General features: G+C 64.9%; 13 protein-coding genes and 1 tRNA gene. 6 read left to right on the plus strand and 8 right to left on the minus strand.

Annotation, left to right across the window (positions count from 1 at the left end; all coding sequences use genetic code 11):
- Positions 1 to 106: 106 nt before the first annotated feature.
- The 3 genes from ACXJ1Z_RS13110 to ACXJ1Z_RS13120 all read left to right on the plus strand — a co-directional run bounded on the left by ACXJ1Z_RS13110 (position 107) and on the right by ACXJ1Z_RS13120 (position 2,384).
- Complete coding sequence (locus ACXJ1Z_RS13110; RefSeq protein ID WP_463777208.1) at positions 107 to 1,795, plus strand: FAD-binding protein; 1,689 nt, start codon at positions 107 to 109, stop codon at positions 1,793 to 1,795.
- 92 nt (positions 1,796 to 1,887) lie between these two features.
- A complete protein-coding gene (locus ACXJ1Z_RS13115) occupies positions 1,888 to 2,226 on the plus strand; it encodes a PaaI family thioesterase (protein ID WP_463777209.1) in 339 nt (112 codons plus the stop codon).
- A gap of 83 nt (positions 2,227 to 2,309) precedes the next feature.
- Positions 2,310 to 2,384 (plus strand) — tRNA-Asn (locus tag ACXJ1Z_RS13120).
- A 60-nt stretch (positions 2,385 to 2,444) separates the two neighbouring features.
- Here the strand turns inward: ACXJ1Z_RS13120 and ACXJ1Z_RS13125 are convergent.
- Positions 2,445 to 3,242 (minus strand): NAD kinase, encoded by a 798-nt coding sequence (locus tag ACXJ1Z_RS13125; RefSeq protein ID WP_463777210.1) that lies wholly within the window; start codon positions 3,240 to 3,242, stop codon positions 2,445 to 2,447.
- Positions 3,243 to 3,353: 111 nt separating this feature from the next.
- Here ACXJ1Z_RS13125 and ACXJ1Z_RS13130 point away from each other — a divergent pair, with 111 nt between their 5' ends.
- Positions 3,354 to 4,760, plus strand: a complete 1,407-nt coding sequence (locus ACXJ1Z_RS13130; protein ID WP_463777212.1) for an EAL domain-containing protein — start codon at positions 3,354 to 3,356, stop codon at positions 4,758 to 4,760.
- 9 nt (positions 4,761 to 4,769) lie between these two features.
- Here the strand turns inward: ACXJ1Z_RS13130 and ACXJ1Z_RS13135 are convergent, their stop codons facing one another.
- The 4 genes from ACXJ1Z_RS13135 to ACXJ1Z_RS13150 form a co-directional block, all read right to left on the minus strand.
- On the minus strand, positions 4,770 to 6,314 hold the full coding sequence (locus ACXJ1Z_RS13135; RefSeq protein ID WP_463777213.1) for an ArnT family glycosyltransferase: 1,545 nt from the start codon (positions 6,312 to 6,314) through the stop codon (positions 4,770 to 4,772).
- 51 nt (positions 6,315 to 6,365) lie between these two features.
- Entirely contained in the window at positions 6,366 to 9,863 is a 3,498-nt protein-coding gene (mfd, locus tag ACXJ1Z_RS13140) for a transcription-repair coupling factor (protein WP_463777214.1), read from the minus strand.
- Between the two features lie 94 nt (positions 9,864 to 9,957).
- On the minus strand, positions 9,958 to 10,245 hold the full coding sequence (locus ACXJ1Z_RS13145) for an FAD assembly factor SdhE (protein ID WP_463777216.1): 288 nt from the start codon (positions 10,243 to 10,245) through the stop codon (positions 9,958 to 9,960).
- Positions 10,246 to 10,363: 118 nt separating this feature from the next.
- Positions 10,364 to 10,786: a host attachment family protein gene (locus ACXJ1Z_RS13150; RefSeq protein ID WP_463777217.1), complete on the minus strand. Its 423-nt coding sequence runs from the start codon at positions 10,784 to 10,786 to the stop codon at positions 10,364 to 10,366.
- A 105-nt stretch (positions 10,787 to 10,891) separates the two neighbouring features.
- Here ACXJ1Z_RS13150 and recG point away from each other — a divergent pair, with 105 nt between their 5' ends.
- Positions 10,892 to 12,949: an ATP-dependent DNA helicase RecG gene (gene recG / locus ACXJ1Z_RS13155; protein WP_463777219.1), complete on the plus strand. Its 2,058-nt coding sequence runs from the start codon at positions 10,892 to 10,894 to the stop codon at positions 12,947 to 12,949.
- Between the two features lie 41 nt (positions 12,950 to 12,990).
- Here the strand turns inward: recG and ACXJ1Z_RS13160 are convergent, their stop codons facing one another.
- Both ACXJ1Z_RS13160 and ACXJ1Z_RS13165 read right to left on the minus strand, forming a co-directional pair.
- Complete coding sequence (locus ACXJ1Z_RS13160; RefSeq protein WP_463777220.1) at positions 12,991 to 13,605, minus strand: carboxymuconolactone decarboxylase family protein; 615 nt, start codon at positions 13,603 to 13,605, stop codon at positions 12,991 to 12,993.
- A 1-nt stretch (position 13,606) separates the two neighbouring features.
- Positions 13,607 to 14,476: an SDR family NAD(P)-dependent oxidoreductase gene (locus ACXJ1Z_RS13165; protein ID WP_463777221.1), complete on the minus strand. Its 870-nt coding sequence runs from the start codon at positions 14,474 to 14,476 to the stop codon at positions 13,607 to 13,609.
- Between the two features lie 146 nt (positions 14,477 to 14,622).
- Here ACXJ1Z_RS13165 and ACXJ1Z_RS13170 point away from each other — a divergent pair, with 146 nt between their 5' ends.
- Complete coding sequence (locus ACXJ1Z_RS13170; protein WP_463777223.1) at positions 14,623 to 15,213, plus strand: TetR/AcrR family transcriptional regulator; 591 nt, start codon at positions 14,623 to 14,625, stop codon at positions 15,211 to 15,213.
- 94 nt (positions 15,214 to 15,307) lie between these two features.
- Here the strand turns inward: ACXJ1Z_RS13170 and ACXJ1Z_RS13175 are convergent, their stop codons facing one another.
- Positions 15,308 to 15,970, minus strand: a complete 663-nt coding sequence (locus tag ACXJ1Z_RS13175; protein WP_463777224.1) for a hypothetical protein — start codon at positions 15,968 to 15,970, stop codon at positions 15,308 to 15,310.
- Positions 15,971 to 16,022 lie beyond the last annotated feature (52 nt).

Consider the following 16,022-nt stretch of genomic DNA (forward strand, 5'->3'; position numbering starts at 1 on the left):
AGCCGCGCATCGCCGGAGCGGTCTCGCGCGCCATTGCGCCGCGAAGCCGATCGTGCTGAACACTTGCGCAGCAACGGGCCGGGAACGACCGGTGGAGAGGCATTCAATGGCGCAATTCGACGAAACGTTCGACTGGGTAGTGGTTGGCAGCGGCGCGGGCTCGATGAGCTCGGCACTGCTGATGAAGCAGGCCGGCAAGTCGGTGGTGATCCTGGAAAAGGCGCTCTGGGTGGGCGGCACCACTTGCAAATCGGGGGGCGTGATGTGGATCCCCGCCAATCGCTTCATGGATCCAGGCGAGGATAGCGTGGAAAAGGGCGTCGAATATCTCGAGGCGCTGATCCAGGACAGCGACGACGCGCCTGGCACCAGTCCGGAGCGGCGACGCACCTACGTTGCGCAAGCGCCCCGCATGCTCGACTTCATCGTCAATCAGGGTGTCGAGATCGAACGTGGATCGACATTCTGGCCCGACTATTACGACGAACTGCCCGGCGGCATGAAGACGAGCCGCACGGTCACCGCGCTGCCCTTCGACAAGAAGGAACTTGGCAAGGAATGGGCCTCCAAGCTGCGGCAGGGCTTCCTCGAAGTCCCGGCCAAGCTCGACGATGGCATGAAGCTGCCGTTCATGAAGCATTCGTGGGAGATCAAACGCATCTTCTTCAAGATCGCTCTCAAGGTCGTGCTCGGCAAGCTGACCGGGCGCCACTGGGTCACGGCCGGCGCCGCGCTGCAGGGCCGAATGCTCAAGGCGGTGCTGGACAAGCAGGCGGCCGACATTCGAGTCGATTCTCCGGTGAACGAGGTCATCGTCGAGGACGGCAAGGCCTTGGGCGTGGTTACCGTCAGGAATGGCAAACCCTGGCGGATCGGCGCCAATCTGGGCGTGCTGATCAACGCCGGCGGCTTTTCACAGAATCAGGCGATGCGTGACAGGTATATGCCCGGCACGCGCAAGGAGTGGTCCAACGGTATCGAGAGCGATACCGGCGACATGCACGTCGAGCTTGAACGCAAGGGCGCCAGGCTGGGCCAGATGGACCAGATGGTCGGCTTCCAGATGAGCGAGGCTCCCGGTTGGGACACCGATTACGTCAAGCCGGGTACCCAGAGCACGACCGGCAAGCCGCATGCGATCCAGGTCGATCAATCGGGCGTCCGCTACATGAACGAAGGTGGATCGTACGAGGAGTTCTGCGAGAACATGCTGATCCGCAACCGGACGGTTCCAGCGATCCCCAGCTGGGCGATCATGGACCAGCAGTACATGGATGAGTATGCCGTCGCGGGTAAGGGCACGGCCAAGAAGAACATGGCCAAGTGGCTGGAATCGGGCTGGATGCGCCGCGCCGACAGCGTCGAGGGTCTGGCCGACGCCATCAAAGTTCCCCCGGCGGCGTTGAAGCAGACGGTCGATCGCTGGAACGGCTTCGTGCGCGGCGGCAAGGACGAGGATTTCCACCGTGGCGAGCGTGCCTACGACAACTGGCTCGGCGACCCGTTCTTCAAGGACGGTCCCAACAAGTGCATGGGCACGATCGAGAAGGGCCCGTTTTATGCCATCCCGATCGTGCCGGGCGATGTCGGGACTTACGGCGGCGTCGTGTGCGACAGTGATTCGCGGGTGCTGACGGCGGAAGGGACACCGATCGCCGGCCTCTATGCCTGCGGCGTGGCGACCGCCTCCCCCATGGGCAAGGTCTATCCCGGTGCCGGCGCCAGCGTCGGACCATCGATGACGTTCGGGTGGATCGCAGCCAAGCATGCCGCCGGTCTGGGCAACCAGGTCTGAGCAACGGTCTTCCAGAGGGCGCTGATCTGGCTGCGGACGGATGGACCCGCGTCCCCACGCGCGCGTTCTCCGCTGCGATAGGTTCCTTATGGATGCGCGGGGCGGCAGGCGCGCGTGAAGTATGCCTGCCATGCGCCGACGCCATAGCCAACGATCACTTGCGCGTCGTTCATGGCGGTGCCCTGACCACCTTCGCGGATATAGCCATGGGAATCGTCGTCGTCGACGAACTGGGTGGGCCCTGGTGTTCCACCGCCCAGCTGCAGTACCATTTCGCCGCCGCCGTACCGGTCGGCAGCCTCCTGATCGGTGCGCCCGAACTAGTCCGCAGGACACGGCGCATGGTTTTTACCCGCGCACTGTTTCGCGTGAACGACAGCATCGTCGGCTCGGCGGATGCGATCTACAACGTTTTCGAGCCCAAACCTTGAGGCTCGTGTCCGATCTGCGCTTGCCAAACAAATTCGGCCTGTTATACGCGCACCCCTGCCCGGATGGAGACATTCGCGGCTGCTCCCCGATAGCTCAGCGGTAGAGCATTCGACTGTTAATCGAATGGCCGTAGGTTCGAATCCTACTCGGGGAGCCAACATCCTGCTCTAAATGGATGGTGCAGCGGCGGTGTCGGCAGCCCGGCCGTCGCTATTCCTTAGACTTGGAACTGCTCGGCGAAGATACGTTCCTCCAGGCTTGCGCCGGGGTCGAACAGCAGCGTCAGTTCCTTTCTCTGACAAGCGCTGATGCGGACATCGCGGACCTCGCGCACTTCGCGCTGATCGGCGACGGCCGCGACCGGGCGCTTGAGCGGGTCGAGGATGCGAAATTCCACTTCGGCGCTTTCAGGCAGGATGGCCCCTTTCCAGCGACGGGGGCGGAACGGGCTCAGCGGCGTCAACGCCAGCATGCGCGACCCCAGAGGCAGGATCGGACCTCCTGCGGAAAGATTGTAGGCGGTCGATCCGGCGGGGGTCGCCACCAGAATGCCGTCGCCCGCAAGCTCCTCCATCCGCACCTTGCCATTGATCCGTACCTCCAGCTTGGCGGTCTGCCGGGTTTCACGCAGCAGCGAGACTTCGTTGATGGCGTAGTAGCAGAATTCCTTGCCCGCCTGGTTGGTGACATGCATCTCGAGAGGCCGAACCGAGACGGCATGTGCTTCCTCTACGCGCGTTGCGATCGCTCTGTCGGGATCGAAGGGGCCATTCATCAGGAAGCCGACGGTGCCAAGGTTCACGCCGTAGCAGGGCAGCATGTCGTCCCATTCGAGCATCTCGTGCAGGACGTGCAGCAGAAAGCCGTCGCCGCCGACGACGACCAGCACATCGGCCTCGGCCGGGGGTACCCAGTCGTGCGACCGGCGAAGCTCCTCGGCGCCTTCCTGTGCCTTGGGGCTATCAGACACGATCAGGGCGAGCTTGGGCGTCGCTGGCTTCGAGTGCTCGCTCATACATCATCCTGCCCGGGGGTGCCGTGCCGCCACTCCGGCAACATCGCGCCCGATGGGCGGGCTGTCCAATTTAGACGTGTTTGGCAAGGTGTTTCGCGGTATGAGGTACCGATGCCCGGCCAACGTCAACTTCATCAAAGCAGCGATGTCTCATCGCCGCCGGTCGACGATCGCGAACACGAGGCCGCCGCTCTGGGCGTCGACGACAAGGCAGCTGCGGAGCAGGGTGAGCCCGTTCGCGACCGCCTGTCGGGAAGTGCCGGTCTCGAGACCGCACGGGGCCGCATCGCCGAATGGATGGAAACCGAGGGCGTCGAAGAGGGCAGCACCCACTTGCATGCGCTGCTGATCGGCCTGCGCCGCTTCGATGCGGTCAATTTGGCCTATGGCGAGGCGGCGGGCGACGATGCGCTGGAAGAGGTCGCCAGCCGGATGATGAACTTCGCCGCCGGAGAGCTTGAGGGGCGCTGGATGGTCTCGCGCGCCGGCGGTGGCTCGTTCCTCCTGCTGGCAGCCGAGCCTTGCAGCCGCGAGCGGTGGCAATTGGTGGCTGACGAACTGGGCGAGGCCGTGGCACGCCCGATCACGCTACCATCCGGCGTGCTGCGCCTGTCTCCCCGGATTGCCCTGGTCCGGATGCTGGGAGGCGAGACGATCGACCTCATGCTCGATCGGCTGGGACAGGCGCTGAGCGCCGCGACGCTCATGCAGGGCGCACGCATCGTGTGGGCCAACGGCGAGGCGACGCCGCCCGGACGGTCTTCGGCACAACTGGAAGCCGACCTGCTGGGCGCGATCGAGCGCGACGAGATCGAGGTGTTGTTCCAGCCGCAGTTCAGCTTGCCCGAGGATAATCTGGTCGGAGCGGAGGCGCTGGCTCGCTGGAACCACCCGGAGCTTGGACGGATCGGTGCCAGCGCCCTGTTCGCGATCGCCGAGCGCACCGATCATATCGCACCGCTGTCGCGCCATATCGCCGGCAAGGCGCTGGAGATAGCCTGCCAGTGGCCGGGGCAGTTGCGGCTGTCGTTGAACGTGACCGCAGCCGATCTGGCGTTCGGCAGCTATGCGCGCCAGTTGCTCGACAAATTGCGCGAAAGCCGCTTCCCACCCAATCGTCTGACTTTGGAAGTGACCGAACAGGCGCTGATCGCAGATGTCGGGCTGGCGGCGCAGATCATGGCCGAATTCGCGGCGAACGGTATCCGCATGGCGCTCGACGATTTCGGCGCGGGATTTTGCAACTTTCGCTATCTCAAGGTGCTCCCGCTGCATTACCTCAAGCTCGATCGGTCGATGATCGAGGGGATAGGGCGTGATCGGCGTGACCGGGCGGTGCTGCGTGCGATCGTCGCGATGGCACAGGCGCTCGATCTGGAAGTGATCGCCGAGGGCATCGAAAGCGAGGCACAGCGCACTCGCGTCGCGGCGGAAGGCTGCGCGTATTATCAGGGGTTCATCCGCGCCCAGCCGATGAGTGCGGCGATGTTCGCTAAACTGGTCGCGGTTTCAAGCTAGGCTTCGATATCACCGGCGCCGGTAAACCAGCACATCACCAAGGCGCGCCTCGCGGCGGTAGTAAACGCCCAGCCACGGATCAATCGCGTGCCCGTCTGCACGCACCCAAGACAGGCCTTTGCCGCCCGCGTCCGTCACCACGAAAGCGGGGCGAAGGGCCATGAGGCGGCCGACCTCGTCCGGGCCGACGTAGCGGTGAGCGGCCAGCGTGTCGATGATGGCGCGGCGCGCCAGGTTGTCGGGATGAACGCCTGCGCGGGAGAGTTGCGGCGCATCGAGATACCACAGCACGAGATGCTCGTGCAGCGCCCACACGGTCGGGTGCGAACCGCCGGTACGGGCGATGTAGGCCGCTGCCCGTTGCGCGTCATGGGTGCTGGCAAAGCTCCTGGGTGCGGAAGACAGTGATGTAATCAGGCCGGTTCCGACAGGAAGGGCGATCAGCACCGGCAAGACGAGGCGCAAGGGGCCTGCCATGCGCGAAGATCGAGCGATGCCGAAGCTGGCGAGCAGCCCCGCGAAAGGCGCGAGCTGCAACCAGTAGTGGGGATAGGCCGCGCCGCCGATCAGCAGCGAAGCGGCGACGGCCCCGGTGATCGCGAACAGGACCAGCAGCCACCATGCGTTTGCGCGACCCTTTCGGCGTAAAAGCGCGACCGATGCGGCGATGGCACCCAAGATCACCAGCAGTCCGGCGGGCACGTAGAGGAGCGGAAAGGCCTGCGCGGTATAGTAGAACTGCGTGACGTGCTGCCGGGCCAGCGCAATCGCACCCAGTTGGCCCGAGTAGGCCAGCGGCACGTCGATCATCGCCAGCTTCAGTGTCGCCAGGTGTCCGGCCATGGCGTAGGTGAGCACGAGAGCGGCTGGCGGCGCCATACCGGCAGCGCCGAACGCCACCCAGGCAAGGCGGTCCGAACTGTAACGCGATCGAAGGCTGCGGGCTATGAGCAAGGCGCCGACGACGATGGCGACCAGCGCCAGATTCGTGCGACAAAGCACTGCCAGTGCGATCAGAACGCCGGCGCTTGCGGCATCGCGCGCGCGCAAGCGCCGCCGTGTCAGGCACCATGTCGCCGCAGCAAGGAAAGCTATAGCGGGAAGTTCCGAACTCGTCGCCAGGCCATACGGCGCCGAGGCGAGCGTGGCCGTCAGCAAGGCTCCGGCAAGCGCGGGCCAGAATCCAGCGACCCGGCGAGCCGACAAGAACACGAAGCCGGCGGCGACGAACACGCAGAGTGCGCCCAGCAGGCGGATCGCGACAAGGCTCTTGCCGAACACCGCGATTGTAGCGCCGAACAGAAAGAAGATCAGCGGTGGCTTGAGGTCGAACTGGTGGACGAATGGCAAATGGCCTTGCGCCACATCGGCGCCCATCAGGATGAAGCTCCATTCGTCCCAATCGAGCTTCTCGGTCCACAAGGTACCCAGTCGCAAGCCGATGGTGACGGCGGCGATCAGCATGAGCGCCAGCAATGTGGAGAGCGAAATCGCAAAGGACTTCGCTATAACCTCCGAGCCTTTGCCGGATACAACGGGGGCAAACGTCGCCATGACAGCCACGCTAATCGCAAATGTTTGCGATAGCGTAAGCGCGTGAGGACGCTAGGCGGCTTTCTTCGCGATCGCGGCGAGGCCCTTGGTCAACTGGTACAACCCGTTCAGCCGCGACTTGGGATCGCCCCAGACGCGGGTGATCACCAGTTTGTTGTCGGGCCGCAGCTTGATCGTGCCTTCGAGGCGCGCGGCGTACGCGATCAGGCCTTCGGGGTTGGGAAAGGCGTCGTTGTGGAAGCTGACCAGCGAGCCGCGCGCACCCACGTCGATCTTGGCAATGTGGGCGTCGATCGCCTGGCGCTTGATCTCGATCAGGCGAACGAGGTTGGCGGTAGGATCGGGCAGGGGGCCGAACCGGTCGATCATCTCGGCGGACATCGCCTCGATTTCGGCGGTGCTGTCGGCGTCGTTGAGGCGGCGGTACAGCGCCATGCGCACCGCGAGGTCGGGCACGTATTCCTCGGGGATGAGGATCGGCGCTTCGACCGTGATCTGGGGGGACAGGCCGGCATTGCTCTTCTCGAGCGCCGCGCCGCCTGCGCGCGCCATCAGGATCGCGTCCTCCAGCATCGACTGATAGAGTTCGAAGCCGACTTCGCGGATGTGGCCGGACTGCTCATCGCCCAGCAGGTTGCCGGCACCGCGAATGTCGAGGTCGTGGCTGGCGAGCTGGAAGCCGGCACCTAGGCTATCAAGATCGCCCAGCACCTTGAGGCGCTTTTCGGCGACTTCGGACAGGGTCTGGTTGGCCGGGGTCGTGAGGTAGGCATAGGCGCGCAGCTTGGAACGGCCGACCCGGCCGCGTAGCTGGTAGAGCTGGGCGAGGCCGAAGCGGTCTGCGCGGTGGATGATGATCGTGTTGGCGCGCGGGATATCGAGTCCGCTTTCGACGATGGTGGTGGAGAGCAGCACCTCGTACTTGCCCTCGTAGAACGCGCTCATGCGCTCCTCGACTTCGGTTGGGCTCATTTGTCCGTGAGCAGCGATCGACTTGACCTCGGGCACGTGCTTGGCGAGCCATTCCTCGACTTCGGCCATGTCCGAGATGCGGGGCACGACGATAAAGCTCTGGCCGCCGCGGTGATGCTCGCGCAGCAGCGCCTCGCGCATCACCATGTCGTCCCATTCCATGATGTAGGTGCGCACGGCGAGGCGGTCGACCGGGGGCGTCTGAATGGTCGACAGTTCGCGCAGGCCGCTCATCGCCATCTGCAGCGTGCGCGGGATCGGCGTGGCGGTCAGCGTCAGCATGTGCACGTCGGCGCGCAGCTGCTTGAGCTTTTCCTTGTGGGTGACGCCAAAGCGCTGTTCTTCGTCGACGATGACGAGGCCGAGGTTCTTGAACCCGACGGTCTTCGACAGGATCGCGTGCGTGCCGACCACGACGTCGATGGTGCCATCGGCCACGCCCTCGCGGGTGGCGCGCGCTTCCTTGTCGGTGACCAGCCGCGACAGGCGGCCGACGTTGAGCGGAAAGCCGGAAAAGCGGTCCGAAAAGCCGGTAAAGTGTTGGCGCGCGAGCAGGGTGGTGGGCGCGACCACCGCCACCTGATGCCCGGACATCGCCGCGACGAAGGCAGCGCGCAAGGCGACCTCGGTCTTGCCGAAGCCGACGTCGCCGCAGACCAACCGGTCCATCGGCTTGCCTTCGGACAGATCGCCGAGCACATCCTGGATCGCGCGCTCCTGGTCGTCGGTCTCCTGCCACGGGAAGCGCTCGACGAACTGGTTGAATGATGAACTTTCGGCCTCGAAGATCGGCGCGTGGCGCAGCGCGCGTTCGGCGGCGGTCTTCATCAGCTCGCCGGCGATCTCGGTGATGCGCTCCTTGAGGCGGGCCTTGCGCCGCTGCCAGGCTTCGCCGCCCAGCTTGTCGAGCGAGGCACCTTCGCTCTCGCTGCCATAGCGCGAGAGGACGTCGAGGTTCTCGACCGGAATGTAGAGCTTGTCGCCGCCCGAGTAGGTCAGCATCACGCAGTCGTGCGGGCTCTTGCCGACCGGGATCGACTGCAGGCCCTCGTAGCGGCCGATACCGTGTTCCATGTGGACCACGAGGTCGCCCGGCGTCAGTGCCGCGAGTTCGGCGAGGAAGGCGTCGGAATCCTTGCGCTTCTTCTTGCGGCGCACAAGGCGGTCACCGAGAATGTCCTGCTCGGTGATGATCTCGAGCTCGGCGTTGGCGAACCCGGTTTCCAGCGGCAGCACCAAGGCGGCGGGGCGGCTCTTGCTCGCCTTGCCCAGCGCGTCCTGCCAGTTCGCTGCGAGCGCCGGTTCGGGCGCCCCCCCTGATCCACTTAGGGCTTCGCCCAGGATCGAGGTGATGCGCGCGCGGCTGCCGGTCGAATAGGCGGCGAGCAGCGCACGGCGGCCGGACTTGGCGACCTTGTGCAGATGCGCGGCGGCGGCTTCATAGGCGTTGTCACCACGGGCGCGCTCAGGCGCGAAATCGCGGGCGTTGCTGAAGCCAAAGTCGATGACGCGGTCGCTCTCGGGCTGGGCGAACGGGTCGGCGCGGTGCGCGGGCCACTGTGCGGCGTGGCTCTCGTATTCGTCGGCGGTGAGATAGAGCGCGTCCGCGCCGAGCGGGCGATAGCTGCCGGCTTTCTGGCCCGACGTCTCCATGCGCGACCTGTAGTAGTCGGCGATGTCCTTGATCCGCTCCTCGGCGCTGCCTTGCGCGGCGCTGTCGAGGACGATCAGGTCTTTTTTGTCGAGGTGGTCGAACAGCGTGACCAGCCGGTCCTCGAACAAGGGCAGCCAGTGCTCCATGCCGGCGAGGCGACGGCCTTCGCTGACGGCCATGTAGAGCGGATCACTGGTGGCATTGGCGCCGAACTTCTCGCGATAGCGGGCGCGGAAACGCTTGACGGTATCCTCGTCCATCAGCGCTTCGCTGGCGGGGAGCAGCAGGTGGCCGTCGACCGGACCGGTGGTGCGCTGGGTGCTGGTGTCGAACAGCCGCAGCGTTTCCAGCTCGTCGCCGAAGAAGTCGAGCCGCAGGCCCTGTTCGAGGCCCGAGGGGACGATGTCGAAAATCGAGCCGCGCACCGCGAACTCGCCCGCATCGATCGCGGTGTCGCTGCGCTGGTAACCCTGGCGCCGCAACAGCGCGATCAGGCTCTCGTGGCCGATTTCCAGCCCCGGCATCAGCAGGCGCACGGATTCGCGGATGCGGAACGGCGTCAGGACACGCTGGAGCAGCGCATTAACGGTTGTGACGAGAAGCTGCGGCGCCTCGCGCTTGGCCTGAAGCCGGTGCAGTGCGGACAGGCGCTTGGCGCTGACCGACAGCGCAGGACTGGCGCGGTCGTATGGCAGGCAGTCCCACGCCGGGAACTCAATAACGTCGAGTTCAGGCGCGAAGTACGCCGCGGCATCGGCAACGCTGCGCATCTCGGTATCGGCGGTCGCGACGAAAACCACCCGCCCACCCTTGACGTGAGACGCCCGCGCCAAGTCCGCCATGACGAGCGGCTGCGCGCCCCGAACGACGGAGGACAGGGTGAGTGGCGTTTTGGCGGAGAGTATCCGATTAAGATCAGGCATGTGGTCTAAGAAATTCGCAGGTGCGGTGAACGGTTCCGAGCCGATAGGGCTCGCGGCATGGTTCGACAAGAACGAGGGCGGCACGCGCCCCAGATCACCGTGGAATGTCGACGTAGTCGAGCAGCTGCATCCGCGTCATCAGCGCGCCGTCGAAGCGCTCGGGCACTGCTTGCGTCTTAAGTGCCCAGGCGAGGATATCGTGATCCTCTTCCTGCAGCAGATCCTCGAACCATTGCACGTCCTGGTTCGACCACTCGGTGTGGAAGCGGTCGAAGTAGCAGCCGATCATGTAATCCGCTTCGCGCGTGCCGCGGTGCCAGGCGCGAAAGCGCATGCGGGCGAGCTGTGGCGTGAGTTCGGGGCCGGGATTGGGTGAGGACATGGGCGCGAGGTAATCGGCGAAGGGGATTTGAGCAAGATGCAGTAGGGGCAACGATGGTGAACCTGCTCCCGCCATTCCCGTTGTCGCGGGAATGGCTAAGAGTGAGGTCAGTAGGCGTTTAGTCCTTCAGCGCCTTGAGCACATCAGCGGCCGGATGGCCGGTCAGCGTTTTGGACAGTTCTTTCACCAGCACGGCTTCCAGCTGCTTGTGATAGCGCTTGCGCATCTCGCCCAGCGACTTGGGGTCGGCAATGATTACCAGGCTATCGAGCTTGTGCTTGAGCACCTGGTTGTTGAGCCAATCCGCTACCGCGATCGCATGCGCGCTTTCGTCGACCGAATCATTGCTGCCGTCGCCGGTGCGCGCCGAGTGACGTGCGCCGCCATCGTTGATACGAGCGCCCGCGCTGAAGTTCGTCAACTCGAGTTCGGGGGTTTCAACCGCGCTCAGCTTCGGCTCGGCTTCGGTGCCGGTGTTGCGGTAGAATTCGAACTTGGTGCCGTCGACGACGGCGATCGCGGTTCCCTTAGGAAGCAGCATGGTCTCTCCTTTTTGCTGATCTATGTGAATCAGGAACGATCCTTGTGACCGGCATGTTCCGTGGCGGCTGGCGAAATGGGCACAACACGCGCTAGAAGGCGCGCCATGCGGCCCGAAGCGCTCAATCCCCTGTTCGTAGAGAGCGAGGCGCTGGATGGCGTCGGTCCCAAGCTGATGCGTCCGCTCGAGAAGCTCGGGCTCACGCGGGTGCGCGACCTGATCTATCACTTGCCCGAGCGTTTCGTGGAGCGGCACGCGGTTGCCGATCTGGACGAGGCGACCGTGGGCGAGAACGTGATCGTCGCGCTGACGGTGCGCGAGCATCGCAGCGCCGCCGGGCGCGGCCCTTTCCGCATCCTGGCGGAGGACGCGAAGGGTAACGTCTGCACCATCACGTACTTCGGCCGCTCCGCTTACTCGGGGAAGAAGGCGATGCCGGTGGGAGAGCAGCGCTGGGTCGCCGGACGGCTCGACCAGTACGGCCAGATGCTCCAGATCGTGCATCCCGATCATGTCGAGGAGTCCGCGTCGAAGCTCGCCGGGCAAGTGCGCGAGCCGGTCTATGGCCTGTCCGAAGGCATGACGCTGGGGCGGATCACCGGTGTGGTTGGGCAGGCGCTGAAGGATTTGCCGGATCTGGCGGAATGGTGCGAGGCCGGTCTGGTCGGGAAGATGGGCTGGCCGACCTGGCGCGATGCGCTGAGGGAAGCGCATCGCCGCCCCGCACCGACGGCGCGCGATCGCCTGGCATATGACGAGCTCCTGGCGAACGGGCTGGCGCTGATGCTGGTGAAGGCCAGCAACCGCTCGCAAAAGGGCACGCCGCTGGTGGGCGATGGCACCTTGCGCGCCAAGCTCAAGCTGCCGTTCGCGCTCACCGGGGCGCAGGCGCGCTGCATCGCCGAGATCGAGGGCGATCTGGCGCAACAGGCGCCGATGCTGCGGCTGCTGCAAGGTGATGTCGGGTCCGGCAAGACGGTGGTCGCGCTTTCGGCGATGCTGATCGCGGTGGAGGCCGGCACCCAAGCGGCGATGCTGGCGCCGACCGAGATCCTCGCACGCCAGCATCACACGACGCTGATGCGGATGTTGCAAGGCACCGGCGTGGAAGTCGCGCTGCTGACCGGGCGGGACAAGGGCAGGGCGCGTGAGTCGATCCTGATGGGGCTGCTCGATGGCTCGATCGACATCCTGGTCGGCACGCACGCGATCTTCCAGGAGGCGGTCGCCTACAAGAACCTGGCGCTGGCCGTAATCGACGAACAGCATCGCTTCGGCGTCAGCCAGCGGCTGCTGCTGGCGAAGAAAGGCCGGCGCACGCCGCATTTCCTGGCGATGACCGCCACCCCGATCCCGCGCACGCTGACCTTGGCGCAGTACGGCGAGATGGAGGTCTCCCGCCTCGACGAACTGCCACCCGGACGTCAGGCGATCGATACGCGAGTGGTGGCGATCGAACGGATGGACGACGTGGTCGGCGCGCTCTCCCGGCACATCGATGGCGGCGGGCAGGCGTACTGGGTGTGCCCGATGGTGCGCGAAAACGAGGGCGAGGATCTGGCCGCCGCCGAGGCGCGCTATGCCGGAATGAAGGCGCGGTTCGGCGACGACGTGGTGCTCGTTCATGGCCAGCTTCGCCCGGAGATGAAAGATGCCGCGATGGAGCGCTTCGCCTCTGGAGCGGCCAAGCTGCTGGTGGCGACGACGGTGATCGAGGTCGGGGTCGACGTGCCCAACGCCACGCTGATGGTGATCGAGCAGGCCGAACGCTTCGGCCTTGCACAGTTGCATCAGCTGCGTGGACGCGTCGGACGCGGCGCGGAGAAGTCGACGTGCCTGCTGCTGCGCGGCGGCGAACTGTCGGAAACCGGCCGCAAGCGCCTGGCGCTCATGCGCGAGACCCAGGACGGGTTTCGGCTGGCGGAGGAAGACCTCGAATTGCGTGGCGGCGGCGAATTGCTCGGCACGCGTCAGTCAGGCGATTCCCCGTTTCGCATCGCCACGCTGGAGCAGATCCAGAAGTTCCTCCCCGTCGCGCATGACGACGCGCGACTGCTGATCGAGCGCGATGGTGGCTTATCGGGTGAGCGCGGCGATGCGGCGAGGGTGCTGCTCTATCTGTTCGAGCGCGATTGGGGCGTGCAATTGCTGCGCGGTGGCTGAGGCGGATTGGCTCATGCTGCCATCTATCGTCCGACGAAGGTTCATGGCGCGCCGAATTGCGCCGCAAGTCTGCGCAAGTCCTCCTCGCGCTGGATGCCGGTCGAACGCATCACGCCGGCTGTCAGCACATAGGCCCCGACCGTGAACAGGAAGTCGAGCATCTGCTGCTCGTTCCACTGGCGTGCCAGCGCCGTCCAGCTTTCGTGGCCCACCTCATGGTCGCGCACCAGCTCATCCGTCGCCCGCATCACCGTGCGTTCGAACCCGGCGAAATAGGGATCGTCAGGGCCGACCTGGATCGGGTGGTACATGTCGCTGGACAGGCCATAGAGCATGCTGGTGTTGAGGTGGCTCGACCAGGCGTAGGTCGAACCGCAGAGCCACACCGTGCGCATGATGGCGATCTGGCGCTCCTTGACCGGCAGCGTGCTGGTGGTGAGCAGATGAATGTTGAACTGCGAAAACAGGTCCGCAAGCTTCGGGTGATGCGCGAACGTCATCAGCGGTGGGTTCGCATCCGCATCCTTGAAGAAGCCGCCGGTCCAGCGTCCGAAGAAAGCGCGGGTCTCGTCGGTGAACGCCTCCACAGGCAGTGGTGGCAAACGGGGCGGCGGATCCGCCGGAGCCGGGGTTTGTCCGGGGATGGGCCGGGTCATCTCACTTTACCTTGTAGGCCGCATAGACCGGAGGATGGGCGCCGGTATGATCCCGTGCCGACGGTGGGAAGCGCCCCTCGGCATCGATGATGCCATATGCCTTGCCCGCTTCGGCACCGATGATCGTCCGGCCGTTGTGCGTCATCATGTCCGGATCGTTGAACAAGGCCCAGGTGACGTGGCCGGTGTAATCCGGCGATTCCAGAGTGCCGGCCAGGTGGCCGAACTGGTCGGGCATGGTCTCGATCATGGTCAGCAGCCGCTCCGTGGCAAGCGAACCCATCCAGATCGACACGGCGGCGACATCGGCGCCGGCATCGGCGAAGTCGACCCCCATGTCGAAAGCCATCTTATCGAGGCCGGCCTTATGAGCGCCGTATGCCGGGCCGAAGCAATAATGCATCGATCCCGCGGAGGACGTGAACACGATCAGTCCCTTGCCCTGGCGCACCATGTGCGGGGCGGCGTGCCAGCTTGCGACGAAGCCGCTTCGCACGCCGACATCGATCATGTTGCCGATCTCGATCGGCTTCTCCCAAAACTGGCCCGGTGTCGAAAGCGCATCGGATATGGCGCAGGCATTGTTGACGAGGATGTCGATACGACCCTGTTCGCCGATCACACGCTGGATCAAAGCCGCTACTTGCGCGTCGTCCGAATGATCGCATCTGGCCGCGATGCCATGCCCGCCGGCCGCCGTCACTTCGGCGGCTGTCGCGTGGATCGTGCCAGGCATGCTCGCGTCGCCTTCGTTTTGCGACCGCCCGGTGACGTAAACGGTGCAACCATGCGCGCCCAAGGCGCGGGCGATACCGCGTCCGGCGCCGCGGCTGGCACCGGTGACGATGGCGACCTTGGCCGTTGCTGACATCTGCAATCCTCTCGTTCGCTTACCCGTCTCGATCTTCTCGCTGTTCGCGTAAGCAGGCCCGGATCATTACTGAGTGTTTGATCAGTAAGCCCACTTGTTCTTACCGTCAACGCGGGGCACAGCGGCGTGATGATGAGGGCAGGGGTATGATGAAGCGGCGCCGGTTGGACGCCGAACAATCGCGGGCGATGATCCTGGATGCGGTAGAGCGGCTGATGCAGCGACAGGGTTATGCCGTCGTCAACACCCGCAGCGTGGCAAGCGACGCGGGCGTTAGCCCGACGCTGGTGCATTATCACTTCGCCACGACGGAAAACCTGCTGCTGGCGGCATACCGACGCTCTGCGGAGCGGTCGGAAACGATCCTGGCGGGTGCGCTGCGATCCGATCAGCCGTTGCGGGCCTTGTGGGAGTACAACTGTGATGGCGAACGCACGGTTCTGGCCACGCAGTTCATGGCGCTGGCCAACCTTTGGCCGGTGATCCAGCGCGAGATGGCCGCGTTCGTGCTCAGGCATCGGCGGATGCAGGCGGCGGTGCTGGAACGTGCAGCCATCGGCGCTGCCACGCCGCAGATGATCGCGGCCGATGTGCTGGCTCTGGTCCTTGCGGCGCTGGGTCGCGCGATGGTGATGGAGAACTCGGTCGGCATCACCCAAGGCCATGAGCAACTGCGCCTTCACGTTGAAGGCATGCTCGATCTGCTGGAGCCGAGACGAAGCGACGATCCCACTTAGCCGGCGGTCGCGCTCCGTTCGAGTCTTCGTATTAAGGATCGCAGACCCGAAGCGTTACGGCATCAGATGTTGGATTGGGCCGATCGCCTTGCGCTCAGCGTATGCTGCTCGTCTGCGCGGCGCCAAGGCGATCGTCCAAGTCCGATGGTTGCCCCGCCAGCAGATTGCGAATTCGCGTATGGATCAGGACGTTTTCGAGGATGCGGCCGAGAACCCAGAGCGCGAAGAAGATCCCCATGAAGACGTAGGCTGTCTTCATCGATGGCTTGCGGTTGCGCTTGCCGGTCGCCTCCTCGCCGTCCTTCTTCTTCTCGGGCTTGGCGGCGCCGAGAAACTGGTCGATCGGGTGCATCGGAACATCTTCAGGCTTGATCCTGGACCGCTTCTTTTCAGCCTCGGCCTTTGCCTTGGCGAGCTCGGGCGGATTGCGCCAGGTGTCCATGGCGACGCCGATGTGCCCCACGGCGAAGAACATCAGCGGTGCCAGAAAGCAGGCCAGCAACGCGCGGCTCATCATGTCGTAGCGCAGCACGCCGTCGTTGATGTGCAGCGTGCCACCGTCGAATACCGACATCGGATCCTGCGGAAGTTGATCCTTCTTGGTGAAAACCAGCGTTGCCTGATCGATGCGGTGCGACGTTCCGCGCTCCTCGAACAGCTTGCCCAGCCGTTCGAACGCCTGCGCCGGCGATCGCGCCGAAGCGATCGGGATGCGCCCCCGGATCCTCCAGATCCAGTCGATGGTACGCAGGTTCACGCCGCCTCTCCGTGGATTGTCGATCGGGGATGGTGACGTCTATCGCTCGCTC

The organism is Novosphingobium sp. TK46, from assembly GCF_055361525.1.